The sequence below is a fragment of the Bradyrhizobium sp. CCBAU 11357 genome (assembly GCF_028128865.1).
Taxonomy (GTDB): domain Bacteria; phylum Pseudomonadota; class Alphaproteobacteria; order Rhizobiales; family Xanthobacteraceae; genus Bradyrhizobium.
In genome coordinates this window covers 382,305-399,712 of the sequence record NZ_LBJW01000111.1, presented here as the reverse complement: position 1 = coordinate 399,712, position 17,408 = coordinate 382,305, and the positions used below count along the sequence as shown (strand labels likewise).

General features: G+C 65.4%; 14 protein-coding genes and 1 other RNA gene. 8 read left to right on the top strand and 7 right to left on the bottom strand.

From position 1 onward, the window contains the following. Positions 1-26 precede the first annotated feature (26 nt). The 5 genes from XI05_RS33935 to XI05_RS33915 all read right to left on the bottom strand — a co-directional run bounded on the left by XI05_RS33935 (position 27) and on the right by XI05_RS33915 (position 2,700). Positions 27-851, bottom strand: coding sequence for a TIGR00282 family metallophosphoesterase (locus XI05_RS33935; protein WP_271510063.1), 825 nt, complete (start codon positions 849-851; stop codon positions 27-29). Then, positions 829-1,425 (bottom strand): 5-formyltetrahydrofolate cyclo-ligase, encoded by a 597-nt coding sequence (locus tag XI05_RS33930; protein ID WP_271510061.1) that lies wholly within the window; start codon positions 1,423-1,425, stop codon positions 829-831. Before XI05_RS33930 ends, XI05_RS33935 begins: the two co-directional genes overlap by 23 nt. A 172-nt stretch (positions 1,426-1,597) precedes the next feature. Then, positions 1,598-1,758: non-coding RNA, 6S RNA (gene ssrS / locus XI05_RS33925), on the bottom strand. A gap of 241 nt (positions 1,759-1,999) precedes the next feature. Then, positions 2,000-2,383 carry a cell division protein ZapA gene (locus XI05_RS33920; protein WP_035998340.1) on the bottom strand — a complete coding sequence of 128 codons (384 nt, stop codon included), beginning with the start codon at positions 2,381-2,383 and terminating at the stop codon, positions 2,000-2,002. Further along, positions 2,380-2,700 carry a DUF4164 domain-containing protein gene (locus tag XI05_RS33915; RefSeq protein WP_020608063.1) on the bottom strand — a complete coding sequence of 107 codons (321 nt, stop codon included), beginning with the start codon at positions 2,698-2,700 and terminating at the stop codon, positions 2,380-2,382. The genes XI05_RS33920 and XI05_RS33915 overlap by 4 nt, the downstream gene beginning before the upstream one ends. Positions 2,701-3,068: 368 nt before the next feature. Here XI05_RS33915 and tkt point away from each other — a divergent pair, with 368 nt between their 5' ends. The 8 genes from tkt to XI05_RS33875 all read left to right on the top strand — a co-directional run bounded on the left by tkt (position 3,069) and on the right by XI05_RS33875 (position 12,577). After that, complete coding sequence (gene tkt / locus XI05_RS33910) at positions 3,069-5,054, top strand: transketolase (protein WP_271510059.1); 1,986 nt, start codon at positions 3,069-3,071, stop codon at positions 5,052-5,054. A gap of 148 nt (positions 5,055-5,202) precedes the next feature. Next, positions 5,203-6,210, top strand: coding sequence for a type I glyceraldehyde-3-phosphate dehydrogenase (gene gap, locus XI05_RS33905; RefSeq protein ID WP_271510057.1), 1,008 nt, complete (start codon positions 5,203-5,205; stop codon positions 6,208-6,210). Positions 6,211-6,362: 152 nt separating this feature from the next. Beyond that, positions 6,363-7,559 (top strand): phosphoglycerate kinase, encoded by a 1,197-nt coding sequence (locus XI05_RS33900; RefSeq protein WP_271510055.1) that lies wholly within the window; start codon positions 6,363-6,365, stop codon positions 7,557-7,559. A gap of 40 nt (positions 7,560-7,599) precedes the next feature. Then, positions 7,600-8,667: a class II fructose-bisphosphate aldolase gene (gene fba / locus XI05_RS33895; protein ID WP_025034030.1), complete on the top strand. Its 1,068-nt coding sequence runs from the start codon at positions 7,600-7,602 to the stop codon at positions 8,665-8,667. A 218-nt stretch (positions 8,668-8,885) separates the two neighbouring features. Next, positions 8,886-9,911, top strand: coding sequence for a class I fructose-bisphosphate aldolase (locus XI05_RS33890; protein ID WP_271510053.1), 1,026 nt, complete (start codon positions 8,886-8,888; stop codon positions 9,909-9,911). A 3-nt stretch (positions 9,912-9,914) separates the two neighbouring features. Beyond that, positions 9,915-10,619, top strand: coding sequence for a thiamine phosphate synthase (locus tag XI05_RS33885; RefSeq protein WP_271510050.1), 705 nt, complete (start codon positions 9,915-9,917; stop codon positions 10,617-10,619). 8 nt (positions 10,620-10,627) lie between these two features. Beyond that, positions 10,628-11,701, top strand: coding sequence for a tetratricopeptide repeat protein (locus tag XI05_RS33880; RefSeq protein WP_271510048.1), 1,074 nt, complete (start codon positions 10,628-10,630; stop codon positions 11,699-11,701). An 84-nt stretch (positions 11,702-11,785) separates the two neighbouring features. Continuing rightward, positions 11,786-12,577, top strand: coding sequence for an inositol monophosphatase family protein (locus XI05_RS33875; protein WP_271510046.1), 792 nt, complete (start codon positions 11,786-11,788; stop codon positions 12,575-12,577). A gap of 172 nt (positions 12,578-12,749) precedes the next feature. Here the strand turns inward: XI05_RS33875 and XI05_RS33870 are convergent, their stop codons facing one another. Both XI05_RS33870 and XI05_RS33865 read right to left on the bottom strand, forming a co-directional pair. Beyond that, a complete protein-coding gene (locus XI05_RS33870; protein WP_271510044.1) occupies positions 12,750-13,877 on the bottom strand; it encodes an AAA family ATPase in 1,128 nt (375 codons plus the stop codon). A 225-nt stretch (positions 13,878-14,102) separates the two neighbouring features. Then, positions 14,103-17,264, bottom strand: a complete 3,162-nt coding sequence (locus tag XI05_RS33865; RefSeq protein WP_271510042.1) for a multidrug efflux RND transporter permease subunit — start codon at positions 17,262-17,264, stop codon at positions 14,103-14,105. Between the last annotated feature and the right edge of the window lie 144 nt (positions 17,265-17,408).

Sequence of the window (17,408 nt, the reverse complement as noted above, 5' to 3'; positions counted from 1 at the left end):
GGCAGCGGTGCTTGCCGCGCGGCCGTTCAGCTCAACCAGAACTTCGGCGTTGTCGGCTCCAGCCTTCCACCGACGCGCACCGGGGCGACCTTCAGCGCGAGCCCCGTTGCGTCATCCGTCTCCACGGCGACGCCGCTGAGCGTCGCGGCGCCTGCGGCGGGCTCGAAGCGGCTCGACGGAATTCCTGATGTGAACCGGCGCAGCGGTTCTTCCTTCTGCATGCCGATGATGGAATCGTAATCGCCGGTCATGCCGGCGTCGGTCATGTAGGCGGTGCCGCCTGCGAGGATCTGATGATCGGCGGTCGGCACATGCGTGTGGGTGCCGACGACGAGGCTGGCGCGGCCGTCGCAGAAGAAGCCGATGCCCTGCTTCTCGCTGGTCGCCTCGCAATGGAAGTCGACGACGATGGCGTCGGCGGCAACACCGAGCGGACAGGCCCCCAACTCGCGCTCGAGTGCGGCGAAGGGATCGTCGAACGGGGTCATGAAGACGCGGCCCAGCGCGTTGACGACGAGCGCGTGCTTGCCGTTCTTGGTCTCGACCAAGGCGGCGCCACGGCCGGGCGTGCCGCGCGGATAGTTGGCGGGGCGCACCAGGCGGTCGGCGCGCTCGATGAAGACGAGGGCCTCGCGCTGGTCCCAGGAGTGATTGCCGAGCGTCACCGCGTCGGCGCCGGCCTCGAGAAACTCCTGGTAGATCGCTTCCGTGATGCCGAAGCCGCCGGCCGAATTCTCGCCGTTGACGACGACGAGATCGAGCGACCAGTCCTTGACCATGCCGGGCAGATATTCGGAGACGGCCTCGCGTCCGCTACGGCCGACGACATCACCCACGAAGAGAATGCGCAACTTCAGAACTCCGGAAATCGAACACGTCCGATTCCGTTAGCACATAATCCAGCGCCACGTCGTGGGATAGTGCCGGAACCGCCTCGATCTCCTGCGCTGCAAACGCAAGGCCGATGCCGACGATGTGCTTGGTTTTGCGCAAATGCGCAAAGGTGAAATCGTAATGGCCCGCGCCATAGCCGATGCGATGGCCGAGGCGGTCGAAGGCGGCGAGCGGCGTCAGCATGATGTCGGGGATCACTTCGGCGGCGGCCGGCGACGGCTCGGGAATGCCGAGCGGGCCGAGCATCAGGCGGTCGTTCGGATGGAAGAGACGGAAGATCAGCGACTGGCCGCGCGCGGTGACGCAGGGCAGCGCGAGCCTGGCGCCCTCTTCCGCGAGCTTCTTCAACAGTGGCATCGGATCGATCTCGCTGCGGATCGGCGAATAGCCGGAGACGATGCTGCCCGGCAGCAGCGTGAACGGCAGCCCGCGCTTGGCGAGCTTTGCGGCGGCAGTGGCGCGCTTCTTCTCGCTCAGCGCGTCGCGCTTGGCGAGGGCTTTGGCTCGGAGCTCGGCTTTGGAGTTGGACATGCGGGCTCGGTCCCTTCGTCATCACCCGCGAAAGCGGGTGATCCAGTATTCCAGAGGCGGTCGTGATTCACACAAAGGCCGCGGCGTACTGGATTCCCCGCTTTCGCGGGGAATGACACCTGCCGAACCGGCCGCAGTCGATTCAACAGGTACAAACCAAGCAGACATCAAGTGCGAAGCCGCGGACGCCGTTGAAGCACTCGATCCCGGAGTTCCCTACGAAAGTAGGTGGGCACCATATGTCCGAGCCCACGGGCCCGGCCAGGGACAGTTCCCTAAAGGATCGATAAGGCCCCGGGGATATATGGCTCCTGACGCACGTCGCAGCCTCGCGGAGGCAATGTAACAACGATACTGACGAATCGCCAGTGCAACGAGCGGGGGCGCTTCGGTGTAATGAAGCGACCTATGAGCCACGAGGGAGGTGAACTCCCTCTCCCGCCTGCGGGAGAGGGTTGGGGAGAGGGCTCTCACCTCTTGGGGATTCTCGCCCGTGGAGACACCCTCTCCCCAACCCTCCCCCGCAAGCGGGGGAGGGAGCGCACCGACGTCGCGGCGACTATCGAGGCTCTCCCTACCCGATCGCGATGCCGTTGCCTACCGTCCGGTTCAGCACCTGCGTCGACTTCTCGATGCGCTCGGCGGCGGCGTTCAGCGCGTTCACCACCGCGGTCTGCGTCATCCTGGCGCGCTCGACGGCGGCGTTGCGGAAATCCCTGAGCTCGGTCAATTCCTGCTCGAGGGTGCGGACGCGGTTGGTGGTGTCGATCAGCTCGTCGCACACGGTCAGCGCGGCCATCACGGTGAGACGCGCATCGCCGATCTCGCCGAATTTTCCGCGCAGCGACTGGATGCGCGTCTCCAGCGTTTCGGCGAGCTTGAGCAGCCGCACCTCCTGGCCCTCCTCGCAGGCCATGCGGTATTGCCGGCCGTTGATGGTGACGTTGATGTGGCTCATCCGTCCTCTCCGGTATCGAGCACCGAGCGTATCGTGACGATCGCGGAATCCAGCCGGTCGGAGATCTCGCGATTGGTGCGCTCGAGCTTGCGTGCCTTCACCAGCGCACCGTCGAGCTCGTCGGCAAGACGCGAGCGATCCGCGCCGAGCGCCTGGATTCGCGCCGCAAGCTCGTTCTCGTCGCGATCGGCGTCGCGCCGCCGCTCCACCGCACTTTCGAGCGCGTCGAGCGCCGCCATGAGTCTGCGGGTCGCAATCTCGATCTCGACGGCGGAAGACTCCGTCATGGCGGAACTGTTGGATACGCGATCGTTCATGCAGCTAGCGGCGGAACCTGGCGGCCTTTGCCCAGTGGCCTTTCCCTGGAGCTTGCCGTCCGGCAAAAGACTCGGTTCGGCAAGCGGTTAGAAGCAGAAATTTACGTGGCAAGCTAGCCAAGCGCAACGCCGCCGCGAAACTATGCACCGATCTATCGGGATGACGTCGTGATCCGTCCATTCCGCCCGGCGCGATCCGAACGGAAACCGATGTCCACACGGGCAACTTTTGCGGCCAAACCGGCGTTTGATTGCCTTGGACTCCCGGAACCGAGGTGCTATCCCAGCCCCGACCTTCAGTGGCCGCCAGGCTCCTCCCCGCGCGGGCAACCATCGCCAAGCGCCTCTTTTCAGACGGATTTTCAGACATGACGCAGGTCGATCACACCCGTATGGCCAACGCGATCCGCGGCCTTTCGATGGACGCTGTCGAGAAGGCGAAATCGGGCCATCCCGGCCTGCCGATGGGCGCCGCCGACATCGCCACCGTGCTGTTCACGCAGTTCCTGAAATTCGATGCCGCCGCGCCCGCCTGGCCGGACCGCGACCGCTTCGTGCTCTCGGCCGGACACGGCTCGATGCTGCTCTATTCGCTGCTGTATCTCACCGGCAATGCCGAGATGACGCTGGACCAGATCAAGCAGTTCCGCCAGGTCGACTCGCTGACCCCCGGCCACCCCGAGAACTTCCGCACCAACGGCATCGAGACCACCACCGGCCCGCTCGGCCAGGGCATCTCGACTGCGGTCGGCATGGCGCTCGCCGAGAAGATGCTGGCGGCCGAGTTCGGCAAGAAGATCGTCGACCACCACACCTATGTGCTCGCCTCCGACGGCGACCTGATGGAAGGCGTGTCGCAGGAAGCGATCGCGATGGCCGGGCACTGGAAGCTCAACAAGCTGATCGTGCTCTACGACGACAACGGCATCTCGATCGACGGCCCGACCTCGATCGCCGATTCCGTCGATCAGGTGAAGCGCTTCAAGTCCGCGGGCTGGGCTGCCGAGAAGATCGACGGCCAGGACCAGGCCGCGATCGCGGCTGCGATCACCCGCGCGCAAAAATCCAGCAAGCCGACGCTGATCGCCTGCCGCACCACGATCGGCTTCGGCGCGCCGCACAAGCAAGGCACGTCGAAGGTGCACGGCGAGGCGCTCGGCGCCGACGAGCTCAAGGCCGCCAAGGAAAATCTCGGCATCTCGCTCGAGCCGTTCGCGGTCGCCGACGACGTGCTGAAGGCGTGGCGCGCAGCCGGCAGCCGCGGCGCGGCGGCGCGACAGGAATGGGAAGCACGCCTCGGCGAGCTCGGCAGCCGCAAGCGCGCCGAGTTCGAGCGCCGCCTGCGTCATGAGCGTCCCGCTTCGCTCGCCAAGGCCGTGCGCGCTTACAAGAAGGAGCTGCTGGAAAAGCCGATGACCGCGGCAACCCGCAAATCCTCGGAAGCCGTGATCGAAGTCATCGCCGGCGCCATGCCGATGGAATTCCTCGCCGGCTCGGCCGACCTCACCGGCTCCAACAACAACAAGGCGAAATCGGCGACCGCCTTCTCGGCCAAGACGCCGAAGGGCCGCTTCATCCATTACGGCATCCGCGAGCATGGCATGGCCGCCGCGATGAACGGAATTTTCCTGCATGGCGGCTTCGCGCCGAACGGCGCGACCTTCCTGGTGTTCACCGATTACGCGCGGCCTGCAATGCGCCTTGCCGCCTTGATGGGCTCCGGCGTCGTTTACGTCATGACCCATGACTCGATCGGCCTCGGCGAAGACGGCCCGACCCATCAGCCGGTCGAGCATCTCGCTGCGCTCAGAGCCATTCCCAACATGCGCGTGTTCCGTCCCTGCGATGCCATGGAGGTCGCCGAGTGCTGGGAGCTCGCGCTCAACCGCGTCGACGGCCCGACCGTGCTGGCGCTGACGCGGCAGAACCTGCCGCAGCTGCGGACCACCGCACCGAACGATAACCCTTGCGCGGCCGGTGCCTATGAACTGGTCGCCGCCCAGGGCGAAGCCAAGGCGACGCTGTTCGCCTCCGGCTCCGAGGTCGAGATCGCGGTCGCGGCCCAGAAGCAGCTGGCGGAACGCGGCGTCGCCTCGCGCGTTGTCTCCGTTCCCTCGCTCGAGCTGTTGTTAGCGCAACCAGAGGCGAAGCGCGCCGCCATCATCGGCAACGCGCCGGTGAAGATTGCGATCGAGGCCGCGGTTCGCTGGGGCTGGGATGCCGTGATCGGCCAGGATGGCGAATTCATCGGCATGCATTCGTTCGGCGAAAGCGGCCCTGCCAAGGAGCTTTACAAGCATTTCGGCATTACCGCCGAGGCCGCGGTTAACGCTGTGCTGAAGCGCGTTTCCTGAGAGTTGAGCTTGCCGCAAAAAAGGACTACCTAATCTCTCATATGATCAAGCACCGCCCGGCCGAACCGGGCGTCCGCCCCTAAAAAACCCTCGCAGGCGCGTATAGCGCGTTGTGCGGGATGACAACGGTCATTGAAGGAGACGAAACATGGTAGTCCGCGTCGGAATTAACGGTTTTGGCCGCATCGGCCGCAACGTCCTGCGGGCTATCGCCGAGTCAGGCCGCAAGGACATCGAGGTCGTCGGCATCAACGACCTCGGCCCGGTCGAGACCAACGCCCATCTCCTCCGCTTCGACAGCGTCCATGGCCGCTTCCCCGGCACCGTCACCGTCGACGGCGATTCCATCAGCCTCGGCAACGGCAAGATCAAGGTGACCGCCGAGCGCGATCCCTCGAAGCTGCCCTGGAAGGAACTCGGCGTCGACATCGCGCTGGAATGCACCGGCATCTTCACCTCGAAGGACAAGGCCAGCGCGCATCTGACCGCCGGCGCCAAGCGCGTGCTGGTTTCCGCGCCCGCCGACGGCGCCGACGCCACCATCGTCTACGGCGTCAACCACGACACGCTGACCAAGGATCATCTGGTCGTCTCCAACGGCAGCTGCACCACCAACTGCCTCGCGCCGGTCGCCAAGGTGCTGAACGATCTCGTCGGCATCGAGACCGGCTTCATGACCACGATCCACGCCTATACCGGCGACCAGCCGACGCTGGACACGCTGCACAAGGATCTCTACCGCGGCCGCGCCGCTGCGATGTCGATGATCCCGACCTCGACCGGTGCCGCGAAAGCGATCGGCCTCGTGCTGCCCGAGCTGAAGGGCAAGCTCGACGGCGTCGCGATCCGCGTGCCGACCCCGAACGTCTCGGTCGTCGACCTCAAGATCGTCGCCAAGCGCTCAACCGACGCCAAGGAAGTCAACGCGGCGATGAAGCGCGCCAGCGAGCAGCAGCTCAAGGGCATCCTCGGCTACACCAGCGCGCCCAACGTCTCGATCGACTTCAACCACGACCCGCACTCCTCGACCTTCCACGAGGACCAGACCAAGGTGCAGAACGGCACGCTGGTACGCGTGATGTCCTGGTACGACAACGAGTGGGGCTTCTCGAACCGCATGGCGGACACCGCCGTCGCGCTGGCGAAGGTGATCTAAGCCAAGGTCTTCGTGTCCCGGACGCGGCGCAGCGCGCTTGCGCTGCTCCGCAGAGCCGGGACCCATCTTAACCGCGGGACTCGCCGCAACGTGGGTCCCGGTTCTGCACAGCGGCACTCCGCGCCGCTATGCGCCCGGGACAAGGGCCTCCGATGACCAACAAATTCCGTACCCTCGATGACGTCGACGTGAAGGGCAAGCGCGTGCTGCTGCGCGTCGACCTCAACGTGCCCATGGAGAACGGGCGCGTCACCGACGCCACCCGGCTCGAGCGCGTTGCGCCGACCATCACCGAGATCGCGGACAAGGGCGGCAAGGTCATCCTGCTCGCGCATTTCGGCCGGCCGAAGGGCCGCGACGCCAAGGACTCGCTGAGGCCCGTTGCCGAGGCGCTGGCGAAGGTGGTGAAGAAGCCCGTTGCGTTTGCCGAGGATTGCATCGGCGAGCCCGCGGCCAAGGCGGTTGCAGCCCTGAACGACGGCGACATTCTCTGTCTCGAAAACACCCGCTTCCACAAGGAAGAGGAAAAGAACGATCCCGCCTTCGTCGCGGAGCTCGCTAAGCTCGGCGACATCTGGGTCAATGACGCGTTCTCGGCCGCGCACCGCGCCCACGCCTCGACCGAAGGCCTCGGCCACAAGCTGCCGGCCTATGCCGGCCGCACCATGCAGGCCGAGCTGGACGCGCTGGAGAAGGCGCTGGGCTCGCCGACCAAGCCTGTCATCGCCATCATCGGCGGCGCCAAGGTCTCGACCAAGATCGACCTGCTCGAAAATCTCGTGAACAAGGTCGATGCGCTGGTGATCGGCGGCGGCATGGCCAACACCTTCCTGCACGCACAGGGCGTCGCGGTCGGCAAGTCGCTGGCCGAGAAGGATCTCGCACCGACCGCGCTGCGCATCATGGAGAAGGCTGAAGCCGCCAATTGCGCCATCATCCTCCCCGTCGACGCCACCGTCGCCTATCACTTCGCCGCCAACGCGCCGTCGCATGCCTATGGCCTCGATGCGATCCCGGCCGACGGCATGATCCTCGACGTCGGCCCGCAATCGATTGCGCGCGTCCACGCCGCGATCGACGATGCGGCGACGCTGGTCTGGAACGGGCCGCTGGGCGCGTTCGAGATGCAGCCGTTCGACCGCGGCACGGTCGCGGCCGCCAAGCACGCAGCCGAGCGCACCAAGGCCAAGAAGCTGATCTCGATCGCGGGCGGCGGCGACACCGTCGCAGCGCTCAATCAGGCCCATGTGGCCGGTGACTTCACCTATGTGTCGACGGCCGGTGGCGCGTTCCTTGAATGGATGGAAGGCAAGCCCCTGCCCGGCGTTGAAGTTCTGCGTAGCAAGTAATCAAGCGGCCCTTGCAGGCCCCAACGGGAGACAAAGACAGATGGCTCGGATCACGTTACGTCAATTGCTCGACCACGCGGCGGAGAACGATTACGGCGTACCGGCCTTCAACATCAACAACATGGAGCAGGCGCTGGCGATCATGGACGCGGCCAACCAGGTCGATGCGCCCGTCATCATCCAGGCCTCGCGCGGTGCGCGCTCCTACGCCAACGACGTCATGCTCAAGCACATGATGGACGCGGTGACCGAAATCTATCCGCACATTCCGGTCTGCGTGCATCTCGACCACGGCAACGAGCCGGCGACCTGCATGACCGCGATCCAGGCCGGCTTCACCTCGGTGATGATGGACGGCTCGCTCAAGGCCGACGGCAAGACCCCCGGCGACTGGGGCTACAATGTCGGCGTCACCAAGACCGTGACCGACATGGCCCATCTCGGCGGCATCTCGGTCGAGGGCGAGCTCGGGGTGCTCGGCTCGCTCGAAACCGGCATGGGCGACAAGGAAGACGGCCACGGCGCCGAAGGCAAGCTCAGCCACGACCAGCTGCTGACCAATCCGGACGAGGCCGTGAAGTTCGTGCAGGAGACCAAGGTCGACGCGCTCGCGATCGCAATGGGCACCTCGCACGGTGCTTACAAATTCACCCGCAAGCCCGACGGCGACATCCTCGCCATGAACGTGATCGAGGAGATCCACCGCAAGCTGCCGAACACGCATCTCGTCATGCACGGCTCTTCCTCGGTGCCGCAGGACCTGCAGGACATCATCAACGCCTATGGCGGCAAGATGAAGCCGACCTGGGGCGTGCCGGTGGCCGAGATCCAGCGCGGCATCAAGAACGGCGTGCGCAAGATCAACATCGACACCGACAACCGCATGGCCATGACCGGCCAGATCCGCAAAGTGCTGAAGGACAACCCGGAAGAGTTCGATCCGCGCAAGTACCTGAAGCCGGCGATGGAGGCGATGACCAAGCTGTGCAAGCAGCGCCTGCAGGAGTTCAACACCGCAGGCCAGGCCTCCAAGATCAAGAAGGTGCTGACCACCGCCGAGATGGCCAAGCGCTATGCCAAGGGCGAGCTGGACCCGAAGGTGGCGTAAGGCCTCCGTCATATCCTCCCGTCATTCCCGGACACGCGAAGCGTGGGCCCGGAATCCATAACCACAGCCTGGGGTTATGGATTCCGGGCCTGCGCCTTTCGGCGCATCCCGGAATGACAGAAAGACCCTTTACCCTGCGACGAACGATAACTCGGCAATTGCCCGAGAACGGTCTATTTTCACGGGCAAGGGCAGAATCGTTTTGGGAGGACCTCTCGATGAATCTGACTGAGCTCAACAGAATCGCGACCGCCATGGTCGCGCCGGGCAAGGGCATCCTTGCCGCCGACGAATCCTCCGGCACCATCAAGAAGCGCTTTGACGCAATCGGCGTGGAATCGACGGAAGAGAACCGCCGCGACTATCGCGAGATGCTGTTTCGCTCCAAGGACGCCATGAGCCAATACATCTCCGGCGTGATCCTCTATGACGAGACGATCTGGCAGAATGCCAAGGACGGCACGCCGCTGGTCAAGCTGATCGAGCAGGCTGGCGCCATTCCCGGCATCAAGGTCGACGAAGGCACGCAAGGCTTACCGATGTGCCCGGGTGAGCTCGTCACCGTCGGGCTCGACAAGCTCGCCGAGCGCCTGAAGAAATATTACGAGCGCGGCGCACGCTTCGCCAAATGGCGCGCGGTGATCGACATCGGCAGCGGCATCCCCTCGATGACCGCGATCAGCGTCAACGCCCACGCGCTGGCGCGCTATGCCGCGCTGTGCCAGGCGGCGCAGATCGTGCCGATCGTCGAGCCTGAGGTGCTGATGGACGGCGACCACGACATCGACCGCTGCTATGACGTCACCCAGCGCGTGCTCAACAAGACGTTTCAGGAATTGCGCGTCCAGCGCGTCGCGCTCGAAGGCATGGTGCTGAAGCCGAACATGGCGATCTCTGGCAAGAAATGCGCAAAGCAGGCCTCCGTCGAGGAGGTCGCGGAGAAGACGATACGGCTGCTGAAGGCCTGCGTGCCGGCGGCGGTGCCCGGCATCGCCTTCCTCTCCGGCGGCCAGTCGGACGAGGAGGCGACCGCGCATCTCAACGCCATGCACAAGCTCGGTCCGCTGCCCTGGGGCCTGACCTTCTCCTATGGCCGCGCGCTGCAGGCCGCGCCGCAGAAGGCCTGGTCCGGGAGGCCTGAGAACGTCGCGGCCGGCCAGCGCGCCTTTAGCCATCGCGCGCGCATGAACGGCCTCGCCTCCAAGGGCGAATGGCAAAGCAGCCTGGAACAGAAGGCAGCGTAGACCTTGTCGAACAAACCGCTTCCGCCGCGCCCGGCGCCGCGTCTCTATCTCGCGACGCCCGTCGTCGATGATCCCGCAACGCTGGTCGCACAGCTGCCCGAGCTGATCGCGTCCGCCGACGTCGCCGCCGTGCTGCTGCGGCTGAAGGAAACCGATCAGCGCAGCATGACCTCGCGCGTCAAGGCATTGGCGCCGCCGGTGCAGAAGGCGGGCGCGGCACTCCTCGTCGACGGCCATCCCGATATCGTCGCGCGCGGCGGCGCCGACGGCGCACACCTGCCCGGCATCGCCGCGATGAAGGAGGCGCTGCCGTCGCTCAAGCCAGATCGCATCGCCGGTGTCGGCGGGCTGACGACGCGACACCATTCCATGGATGCGGGCGAGATGGGCGCGGATTACGTGCTGTTCGGCGAGCCCGATGCGAAAGGCCAGCGGCCCTCCGCCCAGGCGATCGCGGAACGGCTCGACTGGTGGGCCGAGCTGTTCGAGCCGCCCTGCGTCGGCTTTGCCACCTCGCTGGAAGAAGCCCACGATTTCGCCCGTAGCGGCGCCGATTTCGTGCTGGTCGGCGACTTCATCTGGGCCGACCCGCGCGGGCCCAAGGCCGCACTGATCGAGGTCGATGCCGCGATCAAGAAGGCGCATGCGACGGCGCTGGCCGGCCAAAATCCTGCGAGCCAAAATCCTGCGAGCCAGGAGCACGGCTAGCGCCCGACATGAAGCTCCCGTGCATCACCATGCTGGCCACGCTGCTGCTGACAGGGCCCGCGACCGCGCAGCTGCAGATCACCCCGCCGGCGACGACGCCGAGCGCACCGGCAGAGAAGCAGAAGCCGAAGCCGCCCGCCCCTGCCAAGAAGAAGGAGGCAGCGCCGGCGCCGAAACCCTCGCCATCTCCCAAGCCGTCCGCCTCGCCCAAGCCGGCAACCGTGATCCCCGCGCCGCCGCCCGACGATCCCAACGTCGACCTCGTGTTCGGCGCGTATCAGCGCGGCCAGTACAAGACCGCGTTCGAGCTCGCCATGATGCGCGCGCAAGCCGGCGATGCCAAGGCGATGACCATGCTCGGCGAGCTCTATTCCAACGCCATGGGCATCCGGCGCGATTACGCGAAAGCGGCCGAGTGGTACAAGCGCGCCGCCGATGCCGGCGATCGCGAGGCGATGTTCGCGCTCGCCATGCTGCGCATCTCCGGCCGCGGCGGCCCGGTCGACAAAAGCGAGGCGGTCAGGCTGATGGCTTCCGCCGCCAAGCTCGGCGAGCCCAAGGCGGCCTACAACCTCGCTTTGCTCTACCTGGACGGCCAGACGCTGCCGCAGGACATCAGGCGTTCGGCGGAGCTGCTGCGCCAGGCCGCCGATGCAGGCCTGCCCGAAGCGCAATACGCGCTCGCGACCTTCTACAAGGAAGGCACCGGCGTGCCGAAGGACCCCGAACGCGCGGTGCGGCTCCTGCAGGCCGCCTCGCTCGCCGACAATGTCGATGCCGAGGTCGAATATGCCATCGCGATGTTCAACGGCACCGGCACGCCGAAGAACCAGCCGGCCGCCGTCGCCCTGCTCCGCAAGGCCTCCCGCCAGGGCAGCGCGATCGCGCAGAACCGCCTCGCATGGGTGCTGATCAACGGCGTGGGCACGCCCATGGACAAGATCGAGGGCTTCAAATGGCACCTGGTGGCCAAGACATCAGGCAAGGGCGACCCCGAGCTCGACAAGCAGCTCTCCGATCTGCCGGCCGATGACCGCGCCAAGGCCGAGGCCGCCGCCAGGAAGTGGCTCGGGTCCAAATGACTTGACGCGGGGCCCCTCACGGGGCACCCAGTCCCCCAAACAGGCGTTTTTCCGCGCCCCTCTCCCGATCAAGACCAGAAGCACATGCTGTATTCCGCCACTATCAACGTCATGGTCAAGGCGGCGCGCCGCGCCGGCCGCAGCCTCAAGCGCGATCTCGGCGAGATCGAGCATCTCCAGGTCTCGTTGAAGGGGCCGGCCAATTTCGTCTCGCTCGCCGACAAGCGCGCCGAGGAGATCCTCTACCAGGACCTCGCCAAGGCCCGCCCCGGCTACGGCTTCATCGGCGAGGAAGGGGGACAGCGCGAGGGCACCGACAAGAGCCACACCTGGATCGTCGATCCCTTGGACGGCACCACCAACTTCCTGCACGGCATCCCGCAATTCGCCATCTCGATCGGCCTCGCCCGCGAAGGCACCGTGATCGCCGGCGTGATCTACAACCCCGCCAATGACGAGCTCTACATCGCCGAGCGCGGCAAGGGCGCCTTCCTCAACGACCAGCGCCTGCGCGTCGCCGGCCGCCGCCAGCTCAATGAATGCGTGGTGGCCTGCGGCCTGCCCCATATCGGCCGCGGCGATCACGAGGAATTCCGCCGCGAGATGACCGCGATCCAGGACCGCGTCGCCGGCCTCCGCCGCTTCGGCGCCGCCTCGCTCGATCTCGCCTTCGTCGCCGCCGGCCGCCTCGACGGCTATTGGGAGCGCGATTTGCAATCCTGGGACATCGCCGCCGGTATGCTGATGGTGCGCGAAGCGGGGGGGACGGTGAGCGACATTGCGACGCCGGGGGACCCGCTGGTCACGGGGCACGTCGTGTGCGGCAATGAGTACGTGCACGGGGAGCTGGTGAAGATTTTGCGGAAGCCGGCGTAGCGCGACGGCCGCCCCTTACACTCCGCCGTCATCGCCCGGCTTGACCGGGCGATCCAGTATTCCGAGACGGCTGCGATTGATCGGTAGGCCGTCGGCGTACTGGATGCCCCGCCTTCGCGGGGCATGACAGGTTGCCTTACGGCTTGACTTGCGTTGGCTCGACCCGCAGCGATCAAGCGTTGTCATCGTCGGACTCCTCGTCCCGGTACTCACCGCCGAGGGTCAGGCCCTCGATCATGGTGGCGCCTTTTGACTTGATCACCCGGCGAAGCGGGACCGAGCTCTCGTTTCGCAAGGCCTTCATCAACTGCTCCGAGTGGGTGACGATCCAGATGTCGGCCCGGCCCGATGCCTTGACGATCAGCCGGGCCAACGGCGCCAGCAGCGACGGATGCAGGCTGGTTTCTGGTTCGTTCAGCGCGATGAACGGTGGCAGCCGATAGCCCATGAACACGGCGAGCAGGCAAATGTATTTCAGCGTGCCGTCGGACAGTTCATGCGCCCCAAACGGACGCGGCATATCCTCGAGTTGCAGATCGAATTCACACGAGCCGTTTCTTTCCCACGCGCGGAGCTCTGCGCCCGGGAAGGCATCCTGGATCGCGTCCTGCAAGTCGGTTGCGTCTTCCCTGATGGTATAGAGTGTCGCCAGGGCCGCGGCCAGGTCGCTTCCATCGGCACTGAGCGAGGGCGTCGTGATCGCGAGGCAAGGCTTTCGTATCGGTGACGCCGGATCGGTGCGAAAGTCGTGATAGAAACGCCAGCCCAGCATTGCGCTTCTGATCAAATCGATTTCAGGGCATTCCTTGCCGTTGAAGAAGCCCGCAAGCGCCGGCTCCGACGGCAGCACAGCATCCTTGTGGCTGCTCCATGCGCCGCTGTCGCTGCGGAGGCTGACGAGCGAATTCTTCCGCTCCATCAGCAGAACCGTTCGTTTGCCCTGCGTCGCCTCGATACTCTCTTCCTTGATCATCGGCTCGCCGGCAAACGCTGCCGCAACCGGGCTGGGAAATCCGATCTCAATGGAATATTTCAAGCGATCGAATCTGGCCGATAATCGCAGTCGTCCATCCTCGCCCCGTTTGCGGATGCCTGACCAGCAAACTGAATTCAGACCGCCCTCCTCGGCGATCGTGCGCGTGATCCGCCCGGTCGCCGCGTCGCGCAACAGCGACAGGGACTTGTAGAGATTGGATTTGCCGACGCCATTTTCCCCCACGAAGACGGACAGGGGGTGGATTGGTAGGGAGAGCCGCCGGATCGAGCGATAGTTCGAGATCGCAATATCGGTCGGACGCATCAGGTGCTCTCAATCGGCAGGCTGGCTGTGCAGTCGTGGCGCGAATTGCACATGCTTTCAATCCAGGGATGCAGTCTGGATCGACGAAGCCGAGAAGGCAAGCTCCGCTCGTCATTCCGGGGCGCGCCTCCTGGCGCGTGCCCGGAATCCATTGAGCCGCATCAATGGTGGCACGATGGATTCCGGGCTCGCGCTACGCGCGCCCCGGAATGACGGAGAGAAATGTCAGCGGCCGGCGCTTGCTGGCTCAGGCGGCCCGTACGCCTCACCCTCCTTCGCGCCCTTCTTCTCCCTATCGCCCGCCAGCACGCGCTGCACCGAGACGAAGAACACCGGCACCATCAACAGTGCCAGGATCACGACCGCGATCATGCCGCCCATCACGACTGAGCCGAGCGCCTGCTGGCTGGCGCCGCCGGCGCCGTGGGCGATAGCCATCGGCAGCACGCCGCAGATGAAGGCGAGGCCGGTCATCAGGATCGGGCGGAAGCGCAGGCGGCAGGCTTCGATGGTGGCTTCGACCAGCGGCTTGCCTTCTTTCCGCAGGTCTTTCGCGAACTCGATGATCAGGATCGCGTCCTTGGCCGCAAGGCCGATGATGGTGATCAGGCCGACGGTGAAATAGACGTCGTTGGGCAGGCTCCGCAGCGTCGCAGCCGCGACCGCGCCGACGATGCCGAGCGGCACGGTGAGCAGCACCGCGAGCGGAATGGTCCAGCTCTCGTAGAGCGCGGCGAGGCACAGGAACACCACGAACACCGACAGTGCGAGCAGGAACGGCGCCTGCGAGCCCGACAGCTTTTCCTGCAGCGACTGTCCGGTCCATTCATAGCCGAAGCCGCGCGGCAGGCGGCCGGCAAGCCGCTCCATTTCCGAAATGGCGTCGCCCGAGGTGAAGCCGGGCCTGGCTTCACCGGAGATGCGCACCGCCGGATAATAGTTGAAGCCGGCGATCTGCGTCGGGCCGCGCGCCCATTCCACCGTCGCAAAGGACGAGAACGGCACCAGCTGGCCGCGGCTGTTCTTGACGTTGTAATTGAGGATGTCCTCGGTCCGCATGCGGTCGCGCGCGTCCGCCTGCACCACGACGCGCTGCATGCGGCCGCGGTTCGGGAAGTCGTTGATGTAGTTCGAGCCGAGATTGGTCGAGATGGTGTTGTTGATGTCCTCGAAGGTGACGCCGAACGCGCCGGCCTTCTCGCGGTCGATCATGAGATTGACCACCCCCGCCTCGGGCAGGCCTTCGATATAGACCTTCTGCAGCACCGGGCTGGCATTGGCCTCCGCGATCAGCTGGTCGGCGGCGCGCATCAATTGCTGATAGCCCTTCTGGCCGCGGTCCTGCAGGCGGAACGAGAAGCCGGACGAGTTGCCGAGATTGTCGATCGGCGGCGGCTGCAGCGCCGAGATCTTTGCGTCGCGGATCGACGAGCCCAGGTCGCGGTTGATGTCGTTGACGATCGCAGCAGCGGAATCGTTAGGCCCGCGCTCCGACCAGTCCTTCAAGGTGATGAAGGCCTGCGCGGTGTTCATGCCCTGGCCGGAGAAGCTGAAGCCGGTGAGGAAGGTCACGTTGTCGACGCCCGGCCGCTGTGCCAGATATTTCTCCACCTTCTCGATCACGGCCTCGGTGCGGGCATAGGACGAATCCGATGGCGTCTGCACGTCGGTGGTGACGAAGCCCTGGTCGTCGACCGGCAGGAAGCCGCCGGGCAGGTTGACGAAGGCCCAGGACAGGCCGACCAGCAGCGCGGCATAGACCAGCATCAGGCGGCCGGTGCGGTTCAGCGAGAAGCCGACCGTGCGCGAATAGCGCTCCTTGCCGCCTTCGAGCATGCGGTTGAACCAGCCGAACACGCCTCTCTTCGCATGACCGTGACCGGCCTCGACGGGCTTGAGCAGGGTCGCACACAGCGCCGGCGTCAACGACAGCGCCAGGAACGCGGAGAAGCCGATCGCGGCGACCATGGTCACCGAGAACTGGCGGTAGATGATGCCGACCGAGCCCGGGAAAAACGCCATCGGCACGAACACCGCCATCAGCACCAGGGTGATGCCGATGATGGCTCCGGTGATCTGCGACATGGCTTTCCGCGTCGCTTCCTTCGGCGGCAGGCCCTCCTCGGCCATGATGCGCTCGACGTTCTCGACCACGACGATGGCATCGTCGACGAGGATGCCGACCGCGAGCACCATGCCGAACATCGAGAGCATGTTGATGGAGTAGCCGGCGAGCAGCAGCGTGGAGCAGGCGCCCAGCAACGCCACCGGCACCACGATGGTCGGAATGATGGTGTAGCGGATGTTCTGCAGAAATAAGAACATCACCACGAACACCAGCACCACGGCTTCGACCAGGGTCGACAGCACCTTCTTGATCGAGGCTTCGACCACGGGCGTGATGTTGTAGGGGATCTCGTAGCTGATGTTGGCCGGGAAGAAGCGCGACAGCTCCTTCATCTTGGCTTCGACCGCACTCGCGGTGGCCAGCGCATTGCCGGTCGGCGACATCAGCACCGAAAGACCGGCGGTCGGCTTGCCGTCGAGACGCGTGTTGAACTGATAGCTGAGGCCGCCGACCTCGATGCGCGCGACGTCGCGCAGGCGCACGGTCGAGCCGTCGGCATTGGCGCGCAGGATGATGGCGCCGAACTCGTCCGGCGACGACAGCTGGCCCTTGACCAGCACCAGCGCCGAGGTGCGCTGGCTCGACGTCGACGGCTCGGCGCCGATGCTGCCGGAAGCGACCTGCGCGTTCTGCGCGGTGATGGCCTTGTTGACGTCGTCGGCGGTCAGCCCGTAGCCGACGAGTTTTGCGGGATCGACCCAGACACGAAGACTGCGCTCGGTCGAATAGAGCGTGGCGCGGCCGACGCCGGGAATGCGGCGGATCTCGCCGAGCACGTTGCGGATCATGAAGTCGCCGAGGCCGACTTCATCCAGGCTGCCGTCGGTCGAGTTCAGCGTGATGATCTGCAGCACCGCACTGGAGGCTTCCTCGATCAGGATGCCCTGCTGCATCACCGCGCGCGGCAGGCGCGCCTCGACGCGCTTGATGCGGTTCTGCACCTCGACCGAGGCGGCGCTGGTATCGGTGCCCGGCTGGAAATTGGCGATGATCTCGACCTGGCCGAGCGAGTCGCTGGTTGATTCGAAATTGAGGATGTTGGCGGCGCCGTTGAGCTCCTCCTCGATCAGCCGCGTGACGCTGTTGTAGAGGTTTTCCGGCGAGGCGCCGGGATAGCTGGTCGAGACCGAGATCGAGGGCGGGGCGATGATCGGATATTGCGCGATCGGCAGCAGCGGCACCGCGATCGCACCGATCAAGCAGATGAACAGCGCAACCACCCAGGCGAAGATCGGCCTGTCGATGAAGAAACTCGGCATTGGCCGTTTATCCTCGTTGTTTCGTTAGATCCTCATGGTGAGGAGCGCGGAACGCGCGCTCCGGACGATGCTGCGCATCGCCGCGGGAACCATGAAGGCCCGGGCTCTCTCCCGCGGCCATCCTTCGAGACGCCCGCTTCCAGC